Below are 20,077 nucleotides of genomic sequence, written 5' to 3'. Positions count from 1 at the left end.
CCATGAACGAACGCATTTGGACGAAAGATTTTATCATGATTGTCTTGGTGAACTTATTTACATTCACCTCTTTTTATGCCCTTTTGACATTGTTGCCCATTTACACGATGGATGAACTAAATGGAACAGAATCACAGGGCGGGCTCCTTGTGACCGTCTTTTTATTATCTGCCATTGTAACTAGACCGTTTTCTGGAGCGATCATTGAGAAATTTGGCAAAAAACGCATGGCGATTTTGTCCTCAATTGGCTTTGCTTTACTCACATATTTATACATTCCGATTGATCAATTCCAACCGCTATTGCTATTGCGTTTTGTACAAGGGATCTTCTTTAGTCTTTTGACAACCGTCGCAAGTGCCATTGCTGCGGATATGATTCCAAAAAAGAAACGCGGAGAAGGGTTAGGGTATTTCGTGATGTCAATGAACCTCGCGATTGTCATTGGTCCATTTATCGCGTTGAATCAAATAGGAAAGGTAGGCTTTCATTCGTTATTTCTTCTATTTTCCATCATCGTCACCATCGGCGCGATTTTTACGATGTTGATTAGACAACCTGAGACAGAGAATGGTGGAAGTGCCGTGTTCCGATTCTCGTTCTCTCACCTGATTGAAAAAGGGGCGTTAAAAACAGCGGCAGTCGGTATCATCATTTCCTTCTGTTATTCGCCAATCATTTCATTCATTTCAGTCTATGCCAACTCTCTTCATCTAATGGATGCGAGCAGTTATTTCTTCATCGTGTTTGCAGCAGCCATGCTTGGGTCACGTCCATTCACTGGCAGACTGTTTGACCGAGTAGGACCAAACATTGTGATCTATCCTTCAATTGCCCTATTTGCGATCGGTTTATGGATGCTCACAATCACACATTCAGCCACAATGCTACTTTTATCAGGCGCTGTCATCGGACTTGGCTATGGTTCTTTGGTGCCTTGCCTTCAAACACTTGCTATACAGTACTCGCCAGCGCACCGAACAGGTTATGCGACGGCTACATTTTTCACATTGTATGATACTGGGATCGCTGCTGGTTCATTTGTCTTCGGAATCCTTGTCGGCTTCACAGACTTCTCGAATGTGTATCTCATTGCAGGCATCGTCGTCTTACTAAGTATGGGCGTCTTTTATTGGAGTGAACGAAAACCCCAAGAAGCAAAAGCGTAAAAGGTCTTTGCGACTAGGGTACTGTTTTAAACTTCACCTGAAACATGCTAAAATAGTTGTTGCTTCAATTGAAAAGTACAGACTCATTTGAAAAAAACAGCATGTAGCGAAAGTATAGGTGATGATTTGAATTACGATTTGTTCCAAGTCATACACGGGCTGGCTCATCATTCTGATGTTTTAGATCAAGCCATGATTTTCATTACGAAGAAAGCCATTCTCGTGTATGCCCTTGTCTTATTGATTTGTTGGCTTTTAGGTAATCACAATTTCAAGAAGCATATCTTCTTCTCCGGTGTAACAGGCATCGTGGCACTTATCGTGAATTTTGCCATTACACTGTTTTATTATGAAGAACGTCCGTTTGTCGCACATAAAGTCGACACACTGATCCCACATTCAGCAGACGCCTCCTTTCCAAGTGACCATACAACCGGTGCACTGGCACTATCACTAGCCATTAGATCCCGTCATAAAAAACTTGGCAACATTTTACTCGTCTTCGGCTTACTCACAGGTATATCCCGCATTTGGGTTGGTCATCATTATCCATTTGATGTATTAGGTAGCTTGATCGTGTCCATTGTGGTTGTTTTTATGATGAATCGATTATGGACGTTTTTCGACTCTCCCATTGACCGCATCGTGTCATTTTATGAGACGCTCATCGGGAACATATTGAAAAAGAAAACAAAGGATCAGAACGATCACTTTTCAAACGATTAAGCGATTTGTGATAAAGAGGAATTCTTCTTCCGCTTTATCACATCGCTTTTTCTTTTATGACGATACTTGAAAAATAGAAACTCACTCCAATGCCAATCAGAGAAATGAAGATCAATATCCAGCCTAAACGCTCAAAGTGAGCACCGGCTATTTCATCTCCAAACAGCATCCCTAGTACAGCTGATGACAGAATAGAACCAAGATAGCGGCATGTTTGAAAAAGCCCTGAGGTTGTGCCAATCATTTGCTGTGGACTTGCCTTTAACATCGCGGCTTGAAGGGCAACATTTCCCACACCGTAACTGAGTCCAAGCAATGAAAGGGTGACGCCTTTTCCCCATAACGGCGCAGGAATAAAAAAGAAGGAAAGGGCTGACGAACCAGCTAGCATCAACACAGTGCTTGCCAAAATCGGATGGCGCTCATCTCCTTGATCCACCCACTTCCCTGTCAGCGGCGAAACAATGATGCTGATCCCAGACATGCACAGCATAAAAAGCCCCGTCATTTCAACACGCCAGCCTAATTCATCTTGAAAATAACTAGGCAGACCAAAAAAGAGACAATAGAAAAACAGATTCAGAATGATAAATTGCACATATACAAGTGACAGCCGCTTCTCTTTTCGAAACATTCGAATTTGAATAAACGGGTCATCCACCTGATACTCCCACCAAATAAAAGCACCTGCACTGATAAGACAGAGAACTGCTTGTACATATTGAACGCCTTCAGCAAGTGACAATAAAAACGAAAGCAGCAGCACAATCGTCGCTGTAAACAGGAGCATCCCTGGTAAATCGAGCTTTCGCATTGTTTCGCCAAAACGAAGTCTCTCTTTCTTCTGCTCCTTTGGGAATAAAGCATGTCCAAGAACATAACTGATCAGAATAAAGGGAAGATTCACTAAAAAAATCGCCGGCCAGCCGCCAACGATCATAAGAAATCCGCCAACCGTTGGACCAAGTGCGGTCATTGCAGAAGCAAAGATCGATAGCACGGCTAAAGCAGACGCTTGCCGTTCCTTCATATGATCTCGAATAAGCCCAACACCAGATGGATAGATGGCACTACTGCCAATGGCTTGCATCACCCGAATGACAATTAACACTGCAAACGCCTGTGCAAAAGGCGCACATATGGCCGAAATAGCCACAAGCACCAATCCGAATAAAAACAATGTTCTACGACTCACCACATGATCTCCCATTCGACCACTCATCGGTTGCGTGACCGCACTCGCTAAGTAGAAAGTCGAGATGAGCCAAGAAGCCGTCGTAAACGACAAACCGAACTCATGCTGAATATGATGCAAAGCCAAAGACATCATAGAAGAATTCAATGGATTTAACATCGTTCCAAATGCGATAGCAGTGAGAAAGACTTTTCGATTATTCGTTGCGCCATTCATAGACCAACCCCCTCACCAAATGTGCTCCTCTTATTATGAGATCCACTTTCCTTTTTTATCCTCTTCGATTTAAACGAAAGGACAGTTCTCTCTTGGATAAGCAAGGCATACATTTTAAAAGAAAGTGTTGGAAAAACACACATAAAATTGAGAATAAGAGGAACAAATGGTACGATGCACACATATTCAACAGCCTACTATCTTCTGATTAGGAGACTGGCTAAAAAGGAGGAGAGACATCATTCATAAAAAAAGACGGTTTTGGATCCCAGCCCTTTTCTCAGTTGCAGTATTACTTCTGTCTTCGTGTGGTTCAAACGAAACAAATGGGAACGGAGATAAACGTAATTCTACAGCGAAAGGGTCCCCCATTTTGGAGGATGGTCAATTTATTTTCGCAGCATCAGGCGAATTTCATCCATTCAGCTACATGGATGGTAATCAAATGTCCGGCTTTGATATTGACGTAGGATATGCCATTAGTGACAAACTAGGCTTAGAGCCTATACAGAAAAAATACAAATTCGCTGGCATTGTCGAAGGGGTAAAGGCAGGAAAATTTGATGCCGCCGTTGCGAGTCATACCATCAATGAGGAACGCAAAAAACAAGTTCTTTTTTCTAAGCCCTACTACTACTCTGGTCCACAAATTTTCACAAGACCAGGGGCAGATATTCAAAGGGCAGAAGACCTAAAAGACAAAGAAATCGCTGTCTCAAAAGGTTCATCCTACGCGCATATTGCAAAGAAACACAGTGGACAGGAACCAAAGTATTACGATAGTGATGTGGTTGCCTTAGAAGCATTAGCCAAAGGAAAACACGATGCCGTTGTCACCGATTTTGCCACAGGGGCCGAAGCCATGAAAAAGAAGCTAAAAATCGAAGCACAGGAACGACTTGGCCAAAGTGAGCAAGCAATCGCTGTTTCAAAAGATAATGAACAACTCATAAATGAGATTAACAGTGCCATTGATGCACTAAGAAAAGACGGAACATTACGACAAATTAGCGAGAAGTACTTCAACGAAGATATTACGATCAAACCAGATTAAAACTCGATTGTGCGCCTGTTCTAGGCGCACTTTCTTCAAATGGAGATGATCAATTTGCCTAGTCTAGCCCACTTTTTTCAAACGCTTATCGCGTCTAGAGGCGTCTTTTTAGAAGGAATGCTCCTGACATTACAACTAACGGTGATCAGCATCTTGATCGGGATGATCATCGGACTTTTCTTTGCTTTACTGAAAATATCCAGAGTGACAGTTTTCGGCTATATCGCCAATGCCTATATCTTTCTCGTGCGGGGAACACCCCTCATTGTTCAAATCTTCATCTTATATTTTGGTCTCACGGAATTGAATATCCCTGACTTTTGGGCAGCATCTATCGCACTTGCTTTCCACAATGGCGCCTACATCGCAGAAATATTCCGAGGTGCCATCCAATCCATCGACCCAGGCCAAAAAGAAGCCGGACGTTCCCTCGGAATGGGGCGCTTTTTAACAATGAGACGAATCATTCTCCCACAAGCCATGCGACGCGCCCTTCCCCCTCTTGGCAATCAATTTATTATTGGCTTAAAAGACTCATCACTTGCCGCTTTTATCAGTGTCAATGAATTATTTAACGTCGCCACCACCCAAGGCTCCAACAGCTTTGACAATATGACGTATTTACTCGTTGTAGCAGTGTACTATTTAGTTCTCGTCCTACTCTTAACATTTGTTGTGCAAACCTTTGAGAAAAAACTCGCAGTGAGTGACCAATAGGAGGAGTAGCATGGCAGAATCAAAAGAAATCATTCGTCTAAAAAAAGTCAACAAATACTTCGGTGATTTACATGTCTTAAAAGATATTGACCTAACCGTCTATGAAAATGATGTCGTTGTCTTAATTGGAGCAAGCGGTTCAGGAAAAAGCACATTACTACGCTGCATGAACTTTTTAGAAATGAAAAATGATGGAGACATCATCATCGACGGCAATCCGGTTCATCCGAAACGCGACCAATTAAACGACATGAGACAAAAAATAGGCATGGTCTTTCAACATTTCAATCTCTTTCCGCACAAAACCGCCCTTGAAAACATCATCGAAGCGCCGGTGATGGTCAAGAAAACAAAGAAAGCGCAAGCCATAGATGAAGCCAAAATCTTATTAGAAAAAGTTGGCCTAGCGGATAAAGCAAAAGTGTACCCTTCCAAATTATCAGGCGGCCAAAAGCAACGTGTCGCCATTGCCCGTTCTCTCGCAATGAAACCAGATGTGATGTTATTTGACGAACCGACTTCCGCTCTAGACCCAGAGCTTGTAGGCGAGGTGCTACAAACAATGAAAAGTCTCGCAAAAGAAGGGATGACGATGGTCATTGTCACACATGAAATGGGCTTCGCTAAAGAAGTCGCCGACCGAGTCGTGTATATGCATGAAGGACGCATCGTCGAAGAAGGCACACCATCTGAATTATTCGATGCCCCGCAAGAAGAACGGACCAAACTGTTTCTCAGCTCCATTTTATAAGGAACACACTCTTACATTTTCGTCGTCATTTCTTCACCCATTAATGAAGAAATAGAAAAAAACCTCTGATATGAATACTCAGAGGTTTTTCAAGTGATTAAGATTGTTTTGTTTCATCAGATTGACTGCTGTCTTTAGATGAATCTGAAGATTTTTCTTGATCAGAGGATTTCCCCTTCTCATCAGATTTCTCTTCAGTTGAACCCTTCTCCTTATCTTCGGTAGCAGGCTCTTTCATTTTTTCGTCAGCTTTTGGCTGGGCAGGTTGTTTTGCAGGTTCTTTCGCTTCTTCTGTCACTTCTTGCGCTGCTTTTTCAATTGTAGAAACAGGCTTATCAATGAAGCTAAGCGGATTAAGCGCTAAACCTTCCATTCGAATTTCAAAATGCACATGGTTACCACTTTCTGCACCATAAAGATTTTTACCAGAAGCACCGATGACATCATTTTGCTTCACTTCATCGCCTTCTTTGACACTCACTTGAGACAATGATTGATAAACAGTCGTCAATCCATCTTCATGTTCAATTTCAACGACATGACCAAGAACAGGATCTTTTTTTGCTTGAACAACAGTTCCACTAAGAGCAGCTGTCACATCAAACACTTTTCCATCTTTATCTGCAAGATCAATACCTTTGCTTAAGGTATAGGTGTTATTATAGTTTACTAGTGCTGCTTCTTTTTCTTTTTGATCAGCATCTGCTTCATAGAACTTTTTCACGACAGAGACATTATCAGAATTCTGGACTGGCATCGCAACATTTTCAATTGGCTTTCCAACTTCAACGGCATCATCACGCTGTTCTTGTCCTGTTTGATTTCCATCAGATAGTTGGTCTTTCACATCTTTTGATACCGCTTGGTACCAAAGAACTGCTGTTAACACGACCGCTGCGCTGACTAAGTAAATAGCAGGGAATACCCAACGCTTACGGAAAAATTGCTGAATTTTTGTGATTTTGGAAGTACGTTTCTTTTCTTCCTCTCTCATTTTTCATCACCTCAGCAACATTCTGAACACTTTTCAGAAAATATATACACAAGAAATGATTTTTCTTTTTATTTTGCGTCATCCCCCCAAAAATATGTATGATAAGTGAAAAAAGATGGAGGACTTTATATTGAACACTTTCAACCGCATTGCAACAGAAGCTGATCTCAAAGCGATCGTCGAGATCTACAATTCAACGATTGCATCAAGAGAAGTTACAGCCGACACAAAACCTGTCACAGTTGAAGACCGACGAGATTGGTTTTTGAATCATTCAGAGAACCGACCTCTTTACGTGAAAACAGATGATGAAGGCAACATCTATGGCTGGCTCAGCTTTGAAACGTTTTACGGTAGACCTGCATACAACGGAACCGTAGAAATGAGTATATACTTAAATCAACATTACCGCGGAAAAGGGTTAGGATCTCTTTTTTTACAAGAAGCCATCGAACTAGCTCCCTCATTAGGTATACGAACATTGCTTGCCTTTATTTTCGGTCACAATAAAGCCAGTATTCGACTATTTAAAAAGCACGGATTTGAAACCTGGGGCCACTTGCCACGTATTGCAGAAATGGATGGTAACCGCTATGATTTAGAAATATTAGGAAAAGAATTGTAACCAGAAGCGTCTCTTGAAATGGGGACGCTTTTTTATGGCAGATGTAATAGATGTTGAAAACAGGCTATTTTTAAATGAGGATGGAAGAACAACTTTTTGCCCGTACAGGTTCATGTTTTAGATAAATCGAAAACAGCTTGATATACACAAGTTGCTTTACTACGAGAGTTCCTGATTACATGATTTGATTGGTTCTTTTTTGAAATATTGTATATATCATACATCAATAGATAAAAATCACTTAAACTTTTACTATTCACTCTTCCTAAGTACTACATGCTCAAGTAAGATAGAGAAGTGAATGCATAAAGGAGTGAACATTGTTGCAACAAACTGAGAAAATGATCCAATCTCTTCATTCAATGATAAAGTGGGGAAGAGTCGGTAGCATATTCCTTTATATTTCAGGAGGATTTTCTATCCTTGTGGGATTTTGGCTTGTCCTACCTGCTGCTCTCGGGGTTTTTCTGATCATGATGGGCATTTATGGACAAAAGTCTGTGAAAGCAGCTGAACAATTGATTCAAGAACCTGACACTTCATATGAAGATTTATTAGATCAATATGCCAAAATGATGAAAATGCAAGCGCTATTCGCCATATCTAGTATAGGCGCAATCATCGTATCATTTATCGCAATCATCATGGCTTTTATTCTTTTCGGCAGCATTGCCCTTTTTGAAGATGAGCCAAATGATTACGAAGTTGAATACTATGAAGAAGAAGAACTCGGTGATTTTTATTAAAAGTATCGGGGTATCAGTTGCATCTGCGATACCCCCCTTTTCCTTTTAGCCCCTGATGCTACAAGCTTGACAATAAGATTATATCTCATTAAAATATAAATCGTAATGATTTCGAATTAAAGGAGGTCAACGTGACAAATGCGTGTAAAAATTACTCTAGCCTGCACAGAAACAGGTGACAGAAACTACATCACAACAAAAAATAAACGAACAAACCCAGACCGTTTGGAGTTGAAAAAGTATTCACCTCGTTTGAAGAAATATACCCTTCATAGAGAAACAAAGTAATTTTTCCGGAATTTAAATCGTAATGATTACTTTTTGATACTTAGGTATTCATTATGCACAAAGGTATTGCTTGTAGTGTAGCACCTAAAAAGCGGCAGTAAACTTACCAACAATGTTGAAATAAGCAATTCAGCAGGAGGATTGTCATGGCCAAAAAATCAAAGTTGGCAAAAGAAAAGAAGCGACAACAGCTTGTTTTTAAATATGCAGAACTAAGGAAAAGATTGAAAGAAACAGGTGACTATGAAGCATTAAAGAAATTACCCAGAGATTCTTCACCTACTCGTTTAAATAACCGTTGTGAATTAACAGGTCGGCCTAGAGGGTATTTAAGGAAGTTTAGATTATCTAGGATTGCATTTCGCGAGCTTGCCTACAAAGGCCAAGTGCCAGGTGTGAAAAAAGCAAGCTGGTAAAAGATTGATTTGATCATATCACAGCATTTGTAAAAGTAAAGCTGCGTAATATGGCTAAAATCTCATTTCCATGCCTTCTATTAAGTTTTTTAAAGCAAAAGAGAGCATTTTAAAAACAGCAGGGTTTCTGCTGTTTTTCTTGTTGTGATGCGTTTATAGTGGCAATCATTCGGTTTTCAAAAAAGAGATTTTCCTGAATGATAATGGTATTTTTTCGTCTTTCCAACACTGAATGATCATGATATATTGTGGGCACTAACCACCGATGTAAGACATCTCTACTTTTTTCTGATCTTTCTTTTTCTCTCTCTCCGCTGAATATTGATCAAGCCTATTTGACCATAATTCTTTCAGTAACTTTGTTATATCTTCATCATGTTCTGTCGAACGAAGGATACCTTTCAGATCAAAGCCAGAGGATGCGAAAAGACAAGTGAATAGTTCTCCTCGTGCGGATAGTCTTGCTCTATTACATGCTCCACAAAAAGCATCTGATACAGAAGAAATAATACCGATCTCTCCTGAACCATCTTCATAATAATAGCGATTAGCTACTTCGCCTGCATATCGAGGTGGTGTTGGTTTAATCGGATAGACCGAATGAATGCGATCAATGATTTCTTTTTTTGTTACCACATGTTCTAGGTTCCATTTATTCGTATTGCCAACATCCATAAATTCAATGAACCTAAGAATATGTCCTTGTTCTTTGAAATAGGCGGCCATAGGAAGGATATCCTGTTCGTTCACACCTTTTTGGACAACCATATTTATCTTAATTGCTAGACCAGCCTGTTTGGCTGCTTCAATCCCATCAAATACTTTTTGGATGGAAATTTGTCTGCCATTCATTTGTTTAAAACGGTTTGAGTCTAATGAATCCAGACTTATCGTAACTCGCCGAAGACCTGCTTTCTTTAGCTTGTCTGCATATAAAGGTAAAAGAGTGCCATTGGTCGTCATGGCGATATCTTCAATACCTGGAATTTTCGCAAGCTTTTCTATTAAAATAGGCAAGTCCTTACGCATTAATGGCTCTCCACCCGTAATCCGTAATTTCACTACGCCCAAGTCTTTTGCAAAGAGTGTAGCAAGTCGTTCAATTTCTTCAAAACTTAACAGTTCTTCTTTATTCAAAAAAGGATAATTGGGGCCAAAGATGTCAGCAGGCATACAGTAAGTACATCTGAAGTTACAGCGATCTGTTACGGATATTCTTAAATCGCGTAATGGCCGATTCTTTTTATCTAATATACTGACCATTCTTTGCCTCCTATTCTCTAATGCGGTGGTGGTGAGTATAGATATTAAACGATTCACCTCTTACGAATCCTACTGTTGTGATATTTAACTCTTCTGCCATTTCAAGTGCTAGTTCAGTAGGTGCAGACTTTGATATCACAATAGATACACCTAGTTTTGCTGCCTTTAACAGAACCTCCGATGATACCCGACCGCTAAACACAAGGATTTTATCTCTAAGCGGAATTTGGTGAAGTAAACAATACCCATAGATCTTGTCCAAGGCATTATGTCTTCCTATATCAGTTCTAGTGATGAATAGCTTTTCTGTGTCACACAGTCCAGCATTATGCACACCACCTGTATGTTGAAATAACTCACTTTCATTTTGTAAACAATTCATGAAATGAAGACATGTTTCCGCCGTTATACTGATTTTATCAATGGCTGTTTTCGCTGTCTTCACGTCTTGGAGAAAATAGAAATGTCGCCCTTTACCGCAGCAAGATCCAATCACCCTTTTTGTAAAATCAGAGGATTGAAAACGGTTTGGAAGAATTAAATCGACATAGGCAAACCCCATACTTTCATCTATTGTAAACCTTTTAATCTCATTTTCAAATCGAATCACTCCTTCTGAAGCTAAAAACCCGATAACCAACTCTTTCAAATGCTCCGGCGAACAAACGAGGGTCACAAACTCTTCTCCATTCACCATGACAGTCAAAGGAAACTCTTCTACAACCACATCTGTTGTACAATTCAATTTCCCTGATCGGTATTGGTGAATCACTCGTTTCTTTTTAACAGAAGGATTCATCTTAAATTCTTCCTTTCACACAAATTAGTTGATACTGAACCAACCAAATTGTGATATTATTTTAAAAAGTCATAAAAATGTAACATATTTCTATCTTATCAAAATTTCCGATTGTATCATATGGGAGGAACACAATGAATACATCCAAAAATCGTTGGCTCATCGCCACAAGTGCTGTAGGGATTCATTTATCCATTGGATCTGTTTATGCTTGGAGTGTTTTCACGAACCCTTTACATCAAGCTTATCAATGGTCACTGACTGAAATTAGTTTTACCTTTAGTATCGCCATTCTATTTCTAGGCTTATCTGCTGCTTTCATGGGACATTTTGTTGAAAAATTTGGACCAAGAGCATCTGGGCTTTTTGCCGCTTGTTTCTTCGGAATTGGAATGACTGGGTCAGGGTTCGCTGTCCACATGTCTTCTTTACCTTTGCTCTATTTATTTTATGGTGTACTCGCTGGCATAGGATTAGGTGTAGGCTATATTGCGCCAGTGTCAACATTAGTCAAATGGTTTCCAGATAGAAGAGGTCTGGCAACTGGTTTAGCAATTATGGGCTTTGGATTTGCATCTCTCATTTGCAGCCCGATCATCCAATTTCTTATCGAAAAAGTTGATATTGCAAATACGTTTTACATCCTCGGCATCATCTATTTTATCATCATGGTTGTCTCATCTCTTTATTTATCAACACCAACACCAGATGACGTCAAACACTTTGATTTAAACACAAAACAAAGAAAAGTCCCTCAGGATTTGTCACAACTTACAGCAAATGAGGCCATCAAAACGCGGCGATTTTATTACTTGTGGTTGATGCTCTTTATTAATATCACTTGCGGAATTGCGATCATTTCAGTGGCATCACCACTGTCTCAAGAGAGTGTTGGATTCACTGCAGGTGCTGCTGCTACTCTTGTAGGTATTTTAGGTGCTTTTAATGGATTAGGACGGATCGGCTGGGCGTCCTTCTCAGATTATATAGGGAGACCCAATACATATACGATTTTCTTTAGTATACAGCTCATTGCTTTTCCTTTACTTCCCTACATAAAAGATCCGCTCATTTTCTCAATTGTGATGGCTGTCATTTATACGTGCTATGGTGGAGGGTTCGCTTCTATTCCGGCTTATATTGGAGATTTATTTGGTACAAAGCAACTTGGTGCAATACATGGTTATATTCTCACTGCTTGGGCTGCTGCCGGTTTAGCTGGACCGTTATTTTCATCCTTTATTCGGGATATAACAGGCAACTACACACAAAGTCTCTTAGTATTCTCCGGCTTATTTTTTATCGCCCTGATCATATCTCTTCTCATCCGAAAAGATATCGAGCAGCTTAAACAATCAAAAGTGACTGCTGACCTATCCGTCACTGCACGTACTTAAATTGAATTTGACAGAATCACCATCAGAGGTAATGATTAGGTATATGAAAACGCTTTACAAAGTATTAGGAGGGTGATGATATCATGGGGAAAACAAAACATACGGGGCCAATGAAACTCAATAAAAAACCCTCACCTAAGTTGTGGGCCTCTTTTGCTCCTATGGGACTTGGAAAAGTGAAACCTAAACATATCAGAGATACGATGAAAGTCGCCTGGGAAAACAAAGATAATCTTCCATATGCGTACCGCATTTTAACTCAAGGTGTATGTGATGGCTGTGCACTTGGCGTGTCAGGTTTATACGATCAGACACTTGCTGGCCCTCATATTTGTACAACAAGACTAAATGTACTTCGTCTGAATACAATGCCAGCTATTGATCCGAAGTGGTTCCAAGATATTGATCTGTTAAAAAAAATGGATAGTTCCTCACTGCGAAAGCTTGGACGTATTCCCTATCCACTCATCCGAAAAAAAGGGGAGAATGCCTTTACTCGTATTTCTTGGGATGATGCATTAGATCAAATCGCTACGAAAATCCAATCAATTGATAAACGACAGCTTGCTTTTTACTTAACAGCAAGAGGCATCACGAATGAGGTGTATTATACTGCTGCAAAAGCTGCACGTTTTATCGGAACAAATCATATCGATAATGCTTCTCGTATTTGCCATTCGCCTAGCAAAACCGCTCTGAAACGCTCTCTTGGAATCGGGGCTTCTAGTTGCAACTATAGTGATTGGATCGGAACTGATGTGTTGGTTTTTTGGGGCTCTGTCGCAGCAAACAATCAGCCTGTTTCCACCAAATACATGTATGCAGCAAAAAAGAAAGGAACCAAAATCATTGTGATCAATCCATATAAAGAGCCTGCTATGGAAAAGTACTGGGTGCCCTCTATTCCCGAAAGTGCTCTGTTTGGAACAAAGATTGCTGATGATTTCTACCAAGTCAATATAGGTGGCGATATTGCATTTATGAATGGCGTCATTAAACATTGGTTTGACATGGAGCGCCATGCTCCCCATTCCGCTCTTGATCATGAATTCATTCAAGCACACACGACTGGCATAAACGATCTAAAGAAACATGTCTCTGAGTTAAAATGGAGCGACTTAGAAGAATCCTCAGGTTTATCAAAAGAAAGAATGAAGGAATTTGCGGTACTACTTGCCAATGCCAATTCAGGCGTTTTTATTTGGAGCATGGGCCTTACCCAGCACCGCTTTGCTACTGATAATATCTCGCAGGTCGCAAACCTTGCCATGTTGCGTGGTTTTCTTGGTAGAAAACATTGTGGGGTCATGCCAATTCGCGGACATAGCGGAGTACAGGGCTCAGGAGAAATGGGTGCTGATCCATTTGTTTTACCAGGTAGTGATTTTGATGAAGAAAATATAAAAAGAATCGAGAAGATTTGGGGATTTGAATTGCCTACATGGCATGGCGACACCATTGGTCAGTCTTTTGAAAAAATGGCTCTTCCAAAAGAACATCCACAAAAGCTCAAGATGCTGTTTACTAGTGGAGGGAACTTTTTAGAAACGATGCCTAATCCGGAAGCGATCGAAAAAGCATTATCCGGACTTGAGCTCCGTGTCCATCAAGACATTATATTGAACACCTCGACATTGGTAGATGCAGAAGAGGCAGTAATTGTCCTCCCTGCCATGACCAGATATGAACAGCCTGGTGGAGGGACATCAATGAGTACAGAGCGTATGGTATATTTCAGTCCAGAAATTGAAGGACCGCGTATTGAAGAAGCCAGAGCAGAATGGGACATTTATATTGATCTTGCGAAAAGAGTCCGTCCAGAAGAGGCTGCACTCATTCATTTTGAAAATGCTGAAGATATTCGTCGTGAGATTGCCATTGCCAATCGACAATATGATGGTATTCAGCATTTGCGTCATAAAGGAGACGTTTTTCAATGGGGCGGAGCATGGCTGTGTGAAGGCGGGATTTGTCCAACGCCAAATGGGAAAGGGCTTCTTCTACCAGCTCAACTACCTCAATTTAGGAAAGCTGAAGGCCATTTTCATATTACGACAAGACGGGGCAAGCAATTCAATTCAATGATCTATAGTGAAAAAGATGCCTTTAACGGTGGAAAGCGCCATTCTATCTTAATGAATGAGATCGATGCAAAAGAGCTATTCGTACAAGAAGGAGATCCAGTCGTTCTTTTTAATCAATTCGGCTCGTATCAAGGAGTTGCACAGTTTGGAGAGTTAACACGTGGCAATATCGCTGTGTATTGGCCAGAAGGAAATGTGTTACTTCCTAAGGGTGTTTATGAAAGCTATTCACAGATTCCAGAATATAATACGGCGGCCATATTAGAGAAGGCTGAAACCTTCCATGCAAGAAAAGATCAGCACTATGTCGAGAAACGTATTGATGAACTTGAAACCACGTTGAATTAAAAATAGCTGGGGTTTTGCCCCCAGCTGACCTTTATTGTTTTATTGTCCGAATGCACTCGCTTCTTTTTGAAGAATGTCATTCAACTCTTCTGAATTTGCGGCTGGTTGATATTGACCACCACCGGCTTTCGCAACAGATTTCAAACTTTTTTCTTCTTTCTCATTCACGTCAAAACCAATGATATTGACGATCGTATCAATGCCTTCTTCATGTAACTCTTTTGCTGCTAGTGAAGGGCTTCCTCCACACGTCTCTTTACCATCGCTGACAACATAGACAATATTTTTTCCTTCAGCTTGATGATCTTCAAAATCTTGTTTCGTGTCAGTCAATGCTTTTGCAAGCGGCGTCCAACCCGTTGGTTTATATACATTCAATGCTTCTTGAAATGTCGTTTGTTCGTATGCTCCAAATCCATAGACAGCTTCTGAGCTTGCACAAGAAATGGCTTTCCCTGCATTTTTATTTGTGCCTTCATGGCCAAAAACACGAAGCATGATTTGCGTATCCTCTGATAACACACTTGCAAAGCTTTGAATCGAACGTTTGGCGATCGCAATTTTCTTTTCACCTTCAACAGATTGCGCCATACTTCCGCTAAGGTCCAATAATACCACCACGTGTGCAGGATCTTTTTTCGTCACAGCATGAGCAGGTGACGATAGGAGTAAGACGAGAGTTGCTAAAATGGTGAAAATGATATTTCTTTTCATGAATCAAAACACTCCTTTTCAATGTGATACAGAAAAAGAGAAACGAAAGCATTCCATCAATCGTTTCTCTTTTCTTCAGCAAATTATTCGTGTAGTTTTAATGATTCTGCTGTGAAGATAGAACCCATTTCTTTACCAGTGCTAGCTTGGTAGTAATGACCTTTACCAGCCTTCGCTACTTGCATTAATTGACCTTCATAGCCTTCGTTAAAGTCTAATCCAATCACATTTACAACAGTAGAACCCTTTGATTTATGCAATTCTTTTGCTACTTTGACTGGGTTTCCGCCACAAGTTTCTTCACCATCAGTGATTAAATATACGATGTGTTTTGTTCCATTTTGAAGCTGCTCATCTGCTTGCTTTGCACTTTCAAGAGCGCGTGCAATTGGTGTCCATCCATTTGGTCCAAGTCCATTTAACGAGTTTTCAAAGCTTTGCTTCTCGTAAGGCTGTACGCCGTAAACACCTCTAATGACTTCACAAGATTGTGCTTTACCAGAGTTTTTGTTGTTTCCTTCAGATCCAAACAAGCTCATACGGATTTTAGCGTTTTCCGGAAGTGACTGGGCAAATTTAAATACCTCTTGTTTCGCAAGGTCGAATTTGCGTTCTCCATCCACTTTTCTTGCCATACTTCCACTTGCATCAAGCAAGATGGTCACTCTGACATCCTTCTGATGTTTTTTAGAATCTTTCGCTTCTGCAAATACTGGTGTAGAGACTGACATTGATACTGTCAATACAGCCAACGCTACAAGTGTAAAAACTTTTTTAAGCATTTTTGTCCTTCCTCCTTATGTATTGATTGAGACACCTTAATCGTAAAAGATTCTGACTTGGAATGGTATAGGACTCGATCCCTTTTTCTGTTTCATCAAAATCACTAAAATTCTGTCAGATATCTAGAACATTTCGCCTAACACTTCTTTTTTTCCCTCGATTTCTCTGTCTTTCGAGGGGCATTGTATCGGCCATCGGTTCTTGTCGGGACATAAATGTTTAAGTTTTCCTGTGCTGTGTCTTAAGTCTTAATTTGACACATTCTGTTCAAATGTTTTTTAAAAGACAAAAAGATGCCTCATGTCAGAGGCACCTTTGTTGTTATTTTTTAGCCATGTAGGTGTTGAGAAAGCGATCCGCTGACTCGATTTCGATCCCTTTGTAATAATGTTTCACTATGCTTTCTACTTTTTTTCCTGATTGTGCCATATAATGTGCGCCATATTGACTCATGCCCACGCCATGGCCATACCCCTTTGTTGTAATGACAATTTGTTGACCTTTTCGCTCCCACGTAAAGTCTGCAGAGTGCAATCCTAATGCTTCGCGAATGGTTCTGCCTGTTAAGGTTTTGCCGTTGATCACAGCTTTTGCTACTTGGTTGCCTGGCGTCCGTTCTACAATTTGTCCAACCTGATGTTGATTGGTGAGATTCACACCTAATTTTTGCTGAAATTCGTTAACCGTCATGGATTTGACGTTTTGAAACTTTGGTGACTTTTCATCCCATTTGCTGGAGACGCTTTTTAAATAGGGGATTTCATTTTTCCAATAGGCTTCGGCATTTTCGGTTTTCCCGTTGCTTGTTGAGAAGAAAGAGGCATCAATTGGTTTTTCGTCATATGTCAGGACTTTCCCTTGTGTGCTAGCCACGGCGTCTGTGATTTTCTTTAATTTCCAATTGTACGATTTTCCCCAAATGTTCTTAAGCTCCTGCTTATTTTTGTAGACTTGGAACATTTGGGTGTCATCGACAAGAGACCCTTTTGGAGATTTCACAGTCTTGTCGATGATCATTTGCCGGACGATATACGTTCTAGCGGCGAGTGCTTGTGCTTTGAGTGCTTCTATTTCGAAATCTGCAGGCATTTCAGATGCCACTACACCGATGACATACTCTTCTAAGGGGATATTCTCCACTTGCTGATAAGCTGATCGATAAACAGGTATGGAGACGGGTGATTGCTTCAATTTGACAGATCCTTTCACCTCTTGCTTGACCGTTGGTTCCGCCGCTATGTGTTGATTAGCCGTCGGCTTCCCTTGGAATGTCGGCAACACAAGTAGAGTTGGAATCATTAAAATGATGATGCATATTCCTGCGATTGTCCATATCATTGGTTTCATATGTCGCTGCCTCCATTTGTCATTGAATCTCTTTTATCCTATGGTCAGGGACAAGCTAATATGACAGCTTATTTTATGGATTGGACAAGTCTTGGACGGAATATTCATGGTCATGTGGATTTGATTTTACTGGTCGTCTTTATGAATAAAATTTTGAGTGATTGGATACACTAATGATAAGCTTTTGAATTGGATAATCTATGAGTCTAAAAAAAAATCAGCATGCCCTCATGGACACACTGATTCCTGTTTTATTAAGCATTCAGATCTGACACAACTTGTTCTTGTGTAGCATCTGCTGATTCATCATTGACTCTTTCGATATCTGCACCAATTGCTGCAAGTTTTTGATGGAAGTTCACATAACCACGGTCAATGTGTTTTAATTCAGTAACACGTGTATGACCTTCTGCCACTAATCCAGCAAGCACAAGTGCTGCTCCTGCTCTTAAATCAGTGGCCGCCACTTCAGCTCCTTGAAGTTGAACAGGCCCATTGATAATCACAGAGCGACCCTCAATTTTAATATCACCATTCATGCGACGGAATTCTTCTGCATGCATAAAACGGTTCTCAAATACAGTTTCTGTGATCATACTTGTGCCATTTGCACAAAGCAATAAAGCCATCATCTGAGATTGCATATCCGTTGGGAAACCAGGATGCGGCATTGTTTTGAGATCGATTGGCTTGAGCTCAGATGGTCCAATGACTCTTAAACCTTCTTCTTCTTCAATGATCTGAATACCCATTTCTTCCATTTTCGCCACAAGTGACGTCATGTGCTCAGGCACTGCGCCTTTTACAAGAACATTTCCTTCTGTAATAGCTGCTGCTACCATGAAAGTACCCGCTTCAATTCGGTCTGGGATGATATTGTGTTTTGCACCGTGAAGTGTTTCCACACCTTCAATTTTGATTGTACCCGTACCAGCACCGCGAACCTTACCGCCCATGGCATTGATGTAGTTTGCTAAATCAACAATTTCAGGTTCTTTTGCAACGTTCTCTAGAATCGTCGTTCCTTCTGCTAATGCTGCTGCCATGATGATGTTTTCAGTAGCACCAACACTTGGGAAATCCAAATAGATTTTCGCGCCTTTTAATCGGCCCTTTACTTCAGCTTCAATGAAGCCATTACCTACTTGAATTTTTGCTCCCATTGCTTCGAAGCCTTTTAAGTGCTGATCAATTGGTCTTGAGCCAATCGCACAGCCACCAGGTAAAGCAACTCTTGCATGACCTGTTCTCGCTAAAAGTGGTCCCATCACGAGCACGGATGCACGCATTTTACGAACATACTCAAACGGAGCTTCAGTTTTCAATGCATGAGATGCATCTACTGAAACTTCGTTATTTTCAAAATGTACTTCTGCTCCTAAATGACGTAACACTTCATTAATTGTATATACATCGGAGAGCGTAGGTACATCACAAATTACGCTTTTTTCTGTACTAGCTAACAAAGATGCAGCGATAACTGGTAAAACGGCATTTTTTGCGCCTTCTACTTTCACTGTGCCGTTTAACTTTCGACCGCCGCGGACGATGATTTTTTCCAAGGTCTTCCCCTCCGCGTCCCAAATTCTCTATATTAATATTCAGTCGTTACGATTGGTGTGCCAACCGTAATCGTATGTTTTTTGTTCATTCCCGAACTTCTTATGGCGATTTGAACATTCATTTTTTCATTTGAAGTCATAATGAACTGTTCCCACTTATCCGTGTAAGCGGAAATCGATACAAAATTAGACTCAACAAGATACTCAACTGGTTTTGCTTGAAACTCGTTTGCTATCATTTCAGCTTTTTTTTGCAAAACAACATTCATCATACCATTTACATGACCATCGAGACAAGTGAAAATCATAAATTTCTCTTGTAATATGCTTTTTGCATGACGGACGAACTGATCATATGTATGCTTCCAGGTATTCAGTGGATGAGAACCTTTTTGCTCATATAATAAATACGACTTTTGTTTCGATTTTGTGTCGGTCTTCACGAGTATAATTTTAGAAAATGTATCATTTTTTTCATTTCGATATAATCCTGTGACTTTGGTGACATGTTTCTCTTTTTTTTCGGTCCACTCATACTGTCGTAGTTCGGCTTTCAAACGTTTCACTTTTTTTGAAAATTGTTTTGATGTGAGATCTACATTTGTTTTAGCGTGAAGTGTCCAGCCATCTACTTGTACTCCCTGTTCTTTGAAACCCTCTGCGATGTGGTCAAGCGGAGATAATTCTTCCGCACGAACACCTTGAATGATCAGAACAAAAAATAGAATAAATGCAATCATTGGCCAACCTTTTAAACACTTTCTCACTTGTCATTCCCCCTTACTACCATTGTTACCGTGTAGGGATGAATGCATACGTAAAAAAAGTGGTCAAAGACCATCCTTTTGTCTGTTCCCGAAGATGCTGAATCACAAACCTTTTC

At 40.4% G+C, this 20,077-nt stretch carries 18 protein-coding genes and 2 pseudogenes; 11 read left to right on the top strand and 9 right to left on the bottom strand.

Features of this window, described 5'->3' with window-relative positions; translation table 11 throughout:
* The first annotated feature begins 2 nt into the window (after positions 1 to 2).
* A complete protein-coding gene (locus AB1K80_RS01375; RefSeq protein WP_412854825.1) occupies positions 3 to 1,169 on the top strand; it encodes an MFS transporter in 1,167 nt (388 codons plus the stop codon).
* A 126-nt stretch (positions 1,170 to 1,295) separates the two neighbouring features.
* Complete coding sequence (locus tag AB1K80_RS01370) at positions 1,296 to 1,895, top strand: undecaprenyl-diphosphatase (protein WP_412854824.1); 600 nt, start codon at positions 1,296 to 1,298, stop codon at positions 1,893 to 1,895.
* Positions 1,896 to 1,932: 37 nt separating this feature from the next.
* On the opposite strand, the gene AB1K80_RS01365 is transcribed toward AB1K80_RS01370, so the two are convergent.
* Positions 1,933 to 3,306, bottom strand: coding sequence for an MFS transporter (locus tag AB1K80_RS01365; RefSeq protein ID WP_412854823.1), 1,374 nt, complete (start codon positions 3,304 to 3,306; stop codon positions 1,933 to 1,935).
* A 166-nt stretch (positions 3,307 to 3,472) separates the two neighbouring features.
* Here AB1K80_RS01365 and AB1K80_RS01360 point away from each other — a divergent pair.
* From AB1K80_RS01360 to AB1K80_RS01350, 3 genes and pseudogenes are all read left to right on the top strand, one after another.
* Positions 3,473 to 4,360: pseudogene (locus AB1K80_RS01360) on the top strand (transporter substrate-binding domain-containing protein).
* A 54-nt stretch (positions 4,361 to 4,414) separates the two neighbouring features.
* The gene (locus tag AB1K80_RS01355; RefSeq protein ID WP_412854822.1) at positions 4,415 to 5,077 is read left to right on the top strand and encodes an amino acid ABC transporter permease; all 663 of its coding nucleotides are present in this window, start codon (positions 4,415 to 4,417) and stop codon (positions 5,075 to 5,077) included.
* Positions 5,078 to 5,087: 10 nt separating this feature from the next.
* Positions 5,088 to 5,828 (top strand): amino acid ABC transporter ATP-binding protein, encoded by a 741-nt coding sequence (locus tag AB1K80_RS01350; RefSeq protein WP_412854821.1) that lies wholly within the window; start codon positions 5,088 to 5,090, stop codon positions 5,826 to 5,828.
* 97 nt (positions 5,829 to 5,925) lie between these two features.
* On the opposite strand, the gene AB1K80_RS01345 is transcribed toward AB1K80_RS01350, so the two are convergent.
* Positions 5,926 to 6,822, bottom strand: a complete 897-nt coding sequence (locus tag AB1K80_RS01345; protein ID WP_412854820.1) for a peptidoglycan DD-metalloendopeptidase family protein — start codon at positions 6,820 to 6,822, stop codon at positions 5,926 to 5,928.
* Positions 6,823 to 6,937: 115 nt separating this feature from the next.
* Here AB1K80_RS01345 and AB1K80_RS01340 point away from each other — a divergent pair, with 115 nt between their 5' ends.
* The 4 genes from AB1K80_RS01340 to rpsN all read left to right on the top strand — a co-directional run bounded on the left by AB1K80_RS01340 (position 6,938) and on the right by rpsN (position 8,897).
* Positions 6,938 to 7,447, top strand: a complete 510-nt coding sequence (locus tag AB1K80_RS01340) for an N-acetyltransferase family protein (RefSeq protein WP_412854819.1) — start codon at positions 6,938 to 6,940, stop codon at positions 7,445 to 7,447.
* Between the two features lie 323 nt (positions 7,448 to 7,770).
* Positions 7,771 to 8,193 carry a hypothetical protein gene (locus AB1K80_RS01335; protein WP_412854818.1) on the top strand — a complete coding sequence of 141 codons (423 nt, stop codon included), beginning with the start codon at positions 7,771 to 7,773 and terminating at the stop codon, positions 8,191 to 8,193.
* A gap of 138 nt (positions 8,194 to 8,331) precedes the next feature.
* Complete coding sequence (gene rpmG, locus AB1K80_RS01330; RefSeq protein WP_003214771.1) at positions 8,332 to 8,481, top strand: 50S ribosomal protein L33; 150 nt, start codon at positions 8,332 to 8,334, stop codon at positions 8,479 to 8,481.
* A gap of 146 nt (positions 8,482 to 8,627) precedes the next feature.
* The gene (gene rpsN, locus AB1K80_RS01325; RefSeq protein ID WP_412854817.1) at positions 8,628 to 8,897 is read left to right on the top strand and encodes a 30S ribosomal protein S14; all 270 of its coding nucleotides are present in this window, start codon (positions 8,628 to 8,630) and stop codon (positions 8,895 to 8,897) included.
* 255 nt (positions 8,898 to 9,152) lie between these two features.
* Here the strand turns inward: rpsN and moaA are convergent, their stop codons facing one another.
* Entirely contained in the window at positions 9,153 to 10,160 is a 1,008-nt protein-coding gene (gene moaA / locus AB1K80_RS01320) for a GTP 3',8-cyclase MoaA (protein WP_412854816.1), read from the bottom strand.
* 10 nt (positions 10,161 to 10,170) lie between these two features.
* Positions 10,171 to 10,881: pseudogene (fdhD, locus tag AB1K80_RS01315) on the bottom strand (formate dehydrogenase accessory sulfurtransferase FdhD); the annotation flags it as partial.
* Positions 10,882 to 11,093: 212 nt separating this feature from the next.
* Here fdhD and AB1K80_RS01310 point away from each other — a divergent pair.
* Both AB1K80_RS01310 and AB1K80_RS01305 read left to right on the top strand, forming a co-directional pair.
* Positions 11,094 to 12,356: an OFA family MFS transporter gene (locus AB1K80_RS01310; RefSeq protein ID WP_412854815.1), complete on the top strand. Its 1,263-nt coding sequence runs from the start codon at positions 11,094 to 11,096 to the stop codon at positions 12,354 to 12,356.
* Between the two features lie 83 nt (positions 12,357 to 12,439).
* Entirely contained in the window at positions 12,440 to 14,788 is a 2,349-nt protein-coding gene (locus tag AB1K80_RS01305) for an FdhF/YdeP family oxidoreductase (RefSeq protein ID WP_412854814.1), read from the top strand.
* A 39-nt stretch (positions 14,789 to 14,827) separates the two neighbouring features.
* Here the strand turns inward: AB1K80_RS01305 and AB1K80_RS01300 are convergent, their stop codons facing one another.
* The 5 genes from AB1K80_RS01300 to AB1K80_RS01280 all read right to left on the bottom strand — a co-directional run bounded on the left by AB1K80_RS01300 (position 14,828) and on the right by AB1K80_RS01280 (position 19,961).
* A complete protein-coding gene (locus AB1K80_RS01300; protein ID WP_412854813.1) occupies positions 14,828 to 15,502 on the bottom strand; it encodes a VWA domain-containing protein in 675 nt (224 codons plus the stop codon).
* An 83-nt stretch (positions 15,503 to 15,585) separates the two neighbouring features.
* Entirely contained in the window at positions 15,586 to 16,284 is a 699-nt protein-coding gene (locus AB1K80_RS01295) for a VWA domain-containing protein (RefSeq protein ID WP_412854812.1), read from the bottom strand.
* A 322-nt stretch (positions 16,285 to 16,606) separates the two neighbouring features.
* Positions 16,607 to 17,632 carry a stage II sporulation protein D gene (gene spoIID / locus AB1K80_RS01290; protein WP_412854811.1) on the bottom strand — a complete coding sequence of 342 codons (1,026 nt, stop codon included), beginning with the start codon at positions 17,630 to 17,632 and terminating at the stop codon, positions 16,607 to 16,609.
* 254 nt (positions 17,633 to 17,886) lie between these two features.
* Entirely contained in the window at positions 17,887 to 19,194 is a 1,308-nt protein-coding gene (murA, locus tag AB1K80_RS01285) for a UDP-N-acetylglucosamine 1-carboxyvinyltransferase (RefSeq protein WP_412854810.1), read from the bottom strand.
* A 32-nt stretch (positions 19,195 to 19,226) separates the two neighbouring features.
* Positions 19,227 to 19,961, bottom strand: a complete 735-nt coding sequence (locus AB1K80_RS01280) for a YwmB family TATA-box binding protein (protein WP_412854809.1) — start codon at positions 19,959 to 19,961, stop codon at positions 19,227 to 19,229.
* Positions 19,962 to 20,077: the final 116 nt, after the last annotated feature.

The organism is Bacillus sp. 179-C3.3 HS (assembly GCF_047229225.1).
GTDB lineage: Bacteria > Bacillota > Bacilli > Bacillales > Bacillaceae > Bacillus.
This window is presented reverse-complemented; position numbering and strand designations above follow the sequence as displayed.